The sequence below is a fragment of the Vibrio sp. 10N.222.46.A1 genome (assembly GCF_041473595.1).
GTDB lineage: Bacteria > Pseudomonadota > Gammaproteobacteria > Enterobacterales > Vibrionaceae > Vibrio > Vibrio tasmaniensis_A.
Genome location: NZ_JBFRSN010000286.1, coordinates 1 through 7,350, shown reverse-complemented (window position 1 = coordinate 7,350; position 7,350 = coordinate 1). Strand labels below are relative to the sequence as shown.

Genomic DNA, 7,350 nt, shown 5'->3' with positions numbered 1-7,350 from the left:
AATTACCTATAGGTAATTGTATATTACACAGGGATGAATCAGGGGCTCAATTGATGCTTAGCAATCAAAAGTCATTTTCAATTACCCTACCTGAAAGCTGTATCCTTGAAACTCTGATTAAGAAAGAACAACTCATTTCAACCAAAGAAGAGTTAATTATTGCCGCTTGGGGGAGCCCAGATATCATCGGGCCTAACTCTTTACCAGTCGCGATAACTAACCTAAGAAAAGTTCTAGACCTTGATAGCATCAAAATCGTCAACATCCCAAGAAAAGGTTACAAGATTCATATTCCTGAATTTGAAACCTCACTAGACCCGCCGAGAGATATAAAGTTACCACGTCACTCTAAGTTTTCGTGTCCTCTCAAAAAAGCAACCAATCATCTAAAATTATACCAATGGACTTTCATCGGCTTATCTTCAACAACCCTCGCGGTCCTACTAATCAGTTATTTCTATTTTCGATACGAACTTGAAGTTGTTAACGTGAACCTTAATAATCAATCAAGCCAAATCTGTTTAACAAAAAAGGATGAACTGAAATTAATCCTCGCCTCTTCCCAAGTTCAGGCAAGCAAAAAACCTTCAATAAACCCCTAACACCTCGTCAATTTAGTTATTAATAACTAAATCCCCCCTTATTCACAGCAAAGGGGGGTACAACTTAGAGTGCAGGTTCTAACGTAGCGTTAAAATGTCTCAATACTTTAGGTTCATAAGTAAACTTCAAACCTGAAATAGATGAGGCGCGTTTTTTCACTTCTTTAAAAGCAGCAATAATGTAATCAAGGTGAGCTTGCGTATAGGTTGCTCTGGGAATGGCTAAACGCAACAGTTCCGCTGGACAAGGCAGTTGTTCACCAGTTTCAAGGTCACACCCTTGCAATAAGGACCCTATTTCAGCCCCACGAATACCCGCCACTTTATAAAGCTCACAAGATAAAGCATGCCCAGGGAATTGTTCCGGCGGAATATGAGGTAAGAGCACACCTGCGTCAATAAATGCAGCATGACCGCCAGCTTGCTGGCAACGAACCCCTAACGCTTCAAGACCATTTACTAAATATTCAACTTGCTGAAGACGGGAAGCTAACCAATCTTCTTCCATCCCATCATAGAGTCCGACAGCTAGGCGCTCCATAGCACCGCCTTCAAGCCCGCCATAGGTTGGAAAGCCTTCCAATAGCACGCATAATGTTTTGCATTCTAATTGAACATCTAACAAGCTTTCATCTTTGAAAGCAAGCAATCCCCCAATAGGAACCATCGCATCTTTTTTCGCTGACATAGCAAAGATATCGGCATATTTAAAAGCTTCGCTAGTTATCTCTTGAATGCTCCATTCAGCATATCCCTCTTCGCGTTGCTTTACAAAATAGGCGTTCTCTGCAAACCGTGCACAGTCCATAACTACGGGAATATCATAAAACTGCGCTAACTCATAAACAGCCTTCAAATTGGCAAGAGAAACTGGCTGACCACCTGCAGAATTGCAAGTAATCGTACTCACAATATAGGGCACATTTTTAGCCCCGATCTCTTCAATGCCAGACGCGAGCGCTTTCAAGTCAAAATTGCCTTTAAAATCTCTCTTAACTTCAGTATTAAAGGCATCACGAGAAGGCACATTCATCACACGACAGTTATTTTTTTGAGTGTGCCCTTGAGTGGTATCAAAAAAGTAATTTGAAAATGCGGCCATCTTTTCTCGTTCTAGCCCCTTATCTCGTTCACGCTTATTGATCAAGGCAGGTACATACAACTGTTCAGCGCCACGTCCTTGGTGTGTAGGGATAGTAAACTGATAGCCAAATATATCTTTTACCGTTTGGCTAAGCGTCCGATAGCTTCGACTGCCGCTGTACGCTTCATCACCTCTCAACATTGCGGATTGCATGGCCTGCGTTACTGCCCCGGTGCCACTATCGGTCAGTAAATCGATAAACACTTTATCGCTATCTAACAAAAAAGGATTGTACCCCGCTTTCATTAACGCCAGCTCTCGCTCTTGTTCTGTTGTTCTTTTAACTGGTTCAATAACCCGGATTCGATACGGCTCCGGCAAATAGTGTGAATCCATAGGCTGTTCTTGATTGTTGCTAATTGCTGACATAGGGTTCTCTCCAAACATTTTCCAACGATTAAGGGTAAGTTGGTTAGAAATAACTAAAGAAGCCCATTATTCGGACACCCAAACCTCTCCTTCCCAACTTAAATAAAGATTAATCAAATAAATAAAATTTGGTATTAATTTCAGCGTAAATTAAATATTAATAAACATATTAACAACACCTAAAAGCCCTCTAAAAAAGCATCATAGCCATGAGAAAACCTGACCAAATGACATCACCGTTTTTTTAATTAATAAAGATAATTAAATAAACAATGGACTTAGAAAGTAGCACTATAAAAGTAGTGGTATGAGAATGAAAAATATACCTAGAGCATATAAATTAGAAGGAAAATGGAAATATGGAGAGCCCATTATGATACTAGGGAACACATTGGTTGCTGGAGCGGGGCCGGTCGGCATTCAAACTAGCCAAATTATGGCTCCTCTTAGTCAAAAAATAGCCCTCATCGGCAAAAGCTCCCCTCAGTGGGAAAATAGGCAAAGATTAATCAAACAACACGGATACGTTGTTTGTTGTAAGGTGAATGAACCACAATTAGCGACACTAGTCGGATTAGTTAAGTTTAATGAACTTTATACAGAGCTATCTCCCCTTCCCTCCTCTTGGGATACGTTAGTTTTAGCCACTCCAGCTCACGCCTATTGTGATGTGTTGTCTTCCTTTTCTGAAATTTTATTAAAGAACTTAAAACAAATCATTCTTATGTCCTCAATGCTCGGTGGGTGTCTTATTTTAGAAGGAATGTTAAAAAAGAAAGGAGCCTCTCCAAATATAATGCTCTTCTCTAGCTACTTTGCGACGTCTTATTTTACTTCTAACCCGACGGACAAAAATAGGGTCCTCACGGTCAGAACCAAAACAGTAAAAAAACGAGTTTATATTTACCAGTCTAAATCCAATGATGGTTTATTGAGCGCCTTGCGAAACGCTTTAGAAAAAATTGATGTTCAAGTCATCCCTTTAGATAACTCGTTCAGTGTGGAAGGCAGAAACATTGCTACTTATGTACACCCTGCTTTTATTATCAATACGTTTTCATTAGATCACATGTTGTCTAAGGAAGACGAAGTTAAGTACATGTATAAACTGTACCCAGAAGGGCCAATCACCATGAGTTCGATTAGGGATTTACTACTGCACTGGAAATCAGTTTCTCGCCTACTTGAACATTACTCAGCTCAACCGATTAATCTACTGCAGTTGCTAAATGATGAACATCACCGAGTACATGAAAAGACTATCCCCAAGGACAAAATAGTCTCTTTCAACGAGCTTGATGAGATAGAGCAGGAATATCTACTCTACATACGATATAGCACAATCCTGATAGACCCAGACCCGTTTTCAAAAGGTAAAACCTTTGAGGTTTCAGCCAAACCTTATATCAAAGGAAAAGTTAGAAAAGGAAGACTACTACTCCCCAGAACTCCTCTAGAAGACCTACAGACCCTTTATTGGCTTAACCACTTAGTTCAAAGCTCAAGCCTAATCTCTTCTGTCACATTTCCCTCAATAGAAGTGTTTGAAAATTGGATAAAAGAAAGAAACCTACCAAATACGCTAATCCAGGCTTTAAAACAACGCGCAAAAGAATATTACGAATATGCAACCCCATCTATTAGCCCCTAGTAATTACTAGGGGACACACATATCTTTTAATTCGCATTTTAGCGTTTTGCTTCAAAAAGATAACAGGAAAAAGGAGATTAAGGTGTTAATAAGAAAAGCGACGCTCAACGACATATCCTCTATCAATGCTCTGTGTCACGAGCAACTAACAGGCAGCCACAGTAAAATTAGCCATTACAAGAGAGAGCAGAACGAATACAGCTTAAGTGATTACAATTTCAGTAAAATCAGAATCATTGATCTAGTTTTTACGGAATCAATGATGAAGGAGAAGCTAAACAATAAAAATATCTATTTTTTTGTCGCTGAAACAAAAAAGAATAAACAAGTCATAGGTTACCTAATGGTTAGTGTCCATCCTCCTAAAAAAAGGCCGGCTCTCCAACAACGTCTCCCATCTTTCTACGCTTACATCGAACGATTTTATGTGTCGTATAAATACCATGAACAAGGTATTGAGCTTGCCCTACTCAACAGCTTTGATTATTGGAAAAAATACAAATCAGCACACTAATCATTATCTTTCAAAAAACCATGAAATTTGTCAATGCTCAGGCTGAGCATTGACAAATTTTCCCACAATCAAATCAATCTAAAGCTGTTTTTCTATAAAAGCCCATCAAACCTTCTTGATACCCAATCAAAAAGAAAAGGGCGAAACTAATATTGCCAGTGAGTTGCGAAAAGACAAGACAACACACACCACTACGACCCAAGCTAAAATAACGTATTCAATCGGTCACCAGTTATAAATTGCCCCAAGCCCCCTGGTTATCCCAAACCAAAGTAAAGGCGAGACAGCGAGTAACCAAGGAGTTTGGACCTCGATTTTTTATATGTCGGTTGCACCAGAAAAAAATAGCAACATGAAACGTCGATACCACAGCGTAAATCACACCGGTAATTAAGGTGTGACTGAGACACTACATTGTGCTTGGATACTGGTAGGAGGGCAGGGTAGGAGAGTATTAGAAGAGAACAGTTCATCTGCTTGGCATATGTGGCTTCAAACATCGAAATTAAAGCTAAGCGGTGTTCTGCTATTCGCTAGACAGATCTACGAGAGAAAGCCCTAATGCCTCACCTATGACATCTGGACAACTAGAAATTCGTGAATTTTAAAAGAAGGTATCTCGTCTTAAATAGGTTGACGATTTTTAGCAAGCCTGTAACGGAATTTTTTGTTTTTTCATACATATTATTTGGCCTGTTCATCTTACGAATGAAGGCGTCCGTTGACAATGACAACTAATGAACGCCCTCATCAGATTGAACATAAGTCATGTAGCTCACCAAAAACTCCTCTACCTTTGAAGAAAACATTTATTTTACCAAATTCGGATGCTTTTTCATTCAATGCCTTTTTCATTGTTTTGGTGTAGCTCCATTTTGGCTTAACCAGCAACCGCTCTTCTTGAAGGTAGTTAAACTAAACATCGCGGCCCAGCTTTATTCCTTTAGCTATCAATTGAGGTTTTAGTAAGAGAAGTGAAGCTTGTGAGTTCCTAGTCGAGACATGAAGCGCCTTAGTGCAAGCTCACCTTGACAATTTTTCTCTCTGATATACACATTAAAGATAAATATCGCGTAACGAACAAGCCCTAATTACGCTTACTTTCTTTTCGAAGGCTTCTTGCCGCCCTCGGTGATTTCGGCATCGTGCTCTTCCTTGAACTGACTAAATAATCCATTTCTCCATTTTCAATGGTATCCACAACCTGTATTTAAAGCCTAGTGTGTAATCTCGCTGAGTGCTCTTAACGTAGTGTTTATTTGGGATGGTCATAATTAGTCCTCAATGTATAAACATATTTCAAGACGGGGAAAATATTAAAAAAACCACGACTCTGCTGATAGTTTAACAGTCGGACAAGAGATAAAGTTTATCGATGGCTTACAAGCTCGTCGGAAACCTAAAAATATCATGGACCGCAGCGGCCAAGGCTGTCACTAAATAAGTGGAAAGTATCATCAATTACTGCGGTGCTTCCAGATAAAAAACTTATCTCGACGAAAAAATTGCAGGGAGTAGGCGACAATCGAACGTTTTTTAGAAGCTTAAATACTAAGTGGATTCCCGCAATAAATTATCGCAGCTTTGCAGAGACTCAAAAAATCATCCAATACATAATTAGATATTCCAGCCAACTTAGGCCATATCAGTATAATGGTGTTCTGACACTCATTGGCTCAGAACGATTGATTGTCTTGAAAACCGTGACCAATTTTATTGGACCACTATACTCTTGCCTCTAAAGAAAGATAAAGCCCAATTAAGCGATAAACGTAATTTCCCATCTAAGGGTTGATAAAGATTGCTACAAAGTTAGCGTGGTTGCATGACATTGGTATTCCTACAACGTTCGCGAGCTTGTTCGGTTGTGGAGTGGAACAGCACCTACCGACAATTTCAATTTAATAATCAGTAATTTCAGAGCAAGCTTCAGGAACACATTCGTCAAAGTTGGATTTCATTTACGCAACAAGGTTTAAGTCGATTTTAAAGTTAATCTTCTCAGGGACGATAGTAGAAATAGCCTCTGAAGCCAATTTCTATCCAAGAGTGAGAGAAAGGGGCGGTAAATTATAATTATTGACTTAACCTTTGAAATTCGAGAGTTCGTAATATTTGATTTCTGGCGTTGGCACTTAAGGTTCTTCCCAAGGCAAATTAATCCCACTGTCATTAATATAATCAGCGCTCAACACACACAACTCATCACAACACGAATCAACCTTTGTCCAATCCTAACATCTATAGGCCTCATCATTTGCTTGAGGAGGCTATTGCCGATTGTAGTAGCTCATCAGGTAATAGCGGCTGAGCTTGTGTCCACTCGATTTTCAAATTTATGAATAACTTCTCCATGGGAGCATTGACGATCCCATGTCAATACTTACATCATAACTGAAAAATCTTTCAATATAATGGAGGGAAATTTACAAACGATATAGCGTTTCAAAAATCTTTGTGTTTCTCTTATCGAAAGTCCCTCTGCTTCTCTTCGCTACATATAGTTTTGTCTTAGGATCCTTCTCATTCTATCAAAACTACTGTCATCGGTGTCAGGATGTCTTTCCTGATGAAGTTTGTAACGAACTCACTTCAAAGAGGTTAGGTAAATGCAAACTCTTTGCCTAACCTCTGTAGATTAGCACATGCTGTAACCAACAATATCGCAGCTACACATGATCACACCAAAGTGTTCCATTAATGTTGAAGCTCTTTCTTTAGTTCGCATGAGAGAAACTTTTCGTAAGTAGATTTAAATGATAAATAGGTTTGACTGCATAAAAAATCGAGGAGACATAGCAAGCTCGTTTAATTCAGTCAGGCGCAGTGACGAGTAATGCATGAAACTGATTTACAGCCTGGGATGATCTAAAAAACGAAAAAGATCTTCACCATAAGAGCCCGCATTAATAGTAGCGATTTACCACCTAGTTTAGTACCTAAGATCATTAGACCACTACAAACCCAACCCATTTATCAATTACATGCAATTGGTAAAAAATATAGCTAAACATTAAGAGTAAGACATAAAATTATTAGAGAACTAACATTTACCCAACAACTAACATCA

4 protein-coding genes are annotated in these 7,350 nt (G+C 39.1%); 3 read left to right on the top strand and 1 reads right to left on the bottom strand.

Translation table 11 applies throughout. The annotated features are described in order from the left end of the window. Positions 1–602 (top strand): transcriptional regulator (locus AB4496_RS09585; RefSeq protein WP_372071397.1); only part of this gene is annotated, 602 nt, incomplete at its 5' end. A gap of 64 nt (positions 603–666) precedes the next feature. Here the strand turns inward: AB4496_RS09585 and tnaA are convergent. Next, positions 667–2,082, bottom strand: coding sequence for a tryptophanase (tnaA, locus tag AB4496_RS09580; RefSeq protein ID WP_029203693.1), 1,416 nt, complete (start codon positions 2,080–2,082; stop codon positions 667–669). A gap of 340 nt (positions 2,083–2,422) precedes the next feature. Between tnaA and AB4496_RS09575 the strand changes: the two genes are divergently transcribed. Together AB4496_RS09575 and AB4496_RS09570 are read left to right on the top strand one after the other, a co-directional pair. Continuing rightward, complete coding sequence (locus AB4496_RS09575) at positions 2,423–3,766, top strand: opine metallophore biosynthesis dehydrogenase (RefSeq protein ID WP_102258281.1); 1,344 nt, start codon at positions 2,423–2,425, stop codon at positions 3,764–3,766. Between the two features lie 82 nt (positions 3,767–3,848). Beyond that, a complete protein-coding gene (locus tag AB4496_RS09570; RefSeq protein ID WP_016800061.1) occupies positions 3,849–4,280 on the top strand; it encodes a GNAT family N-acetyltransferase in 432 nt (143 codons plus the stop codon). Positions 4,281–7,350 lie beyond the last annotated feature (3,070 nt).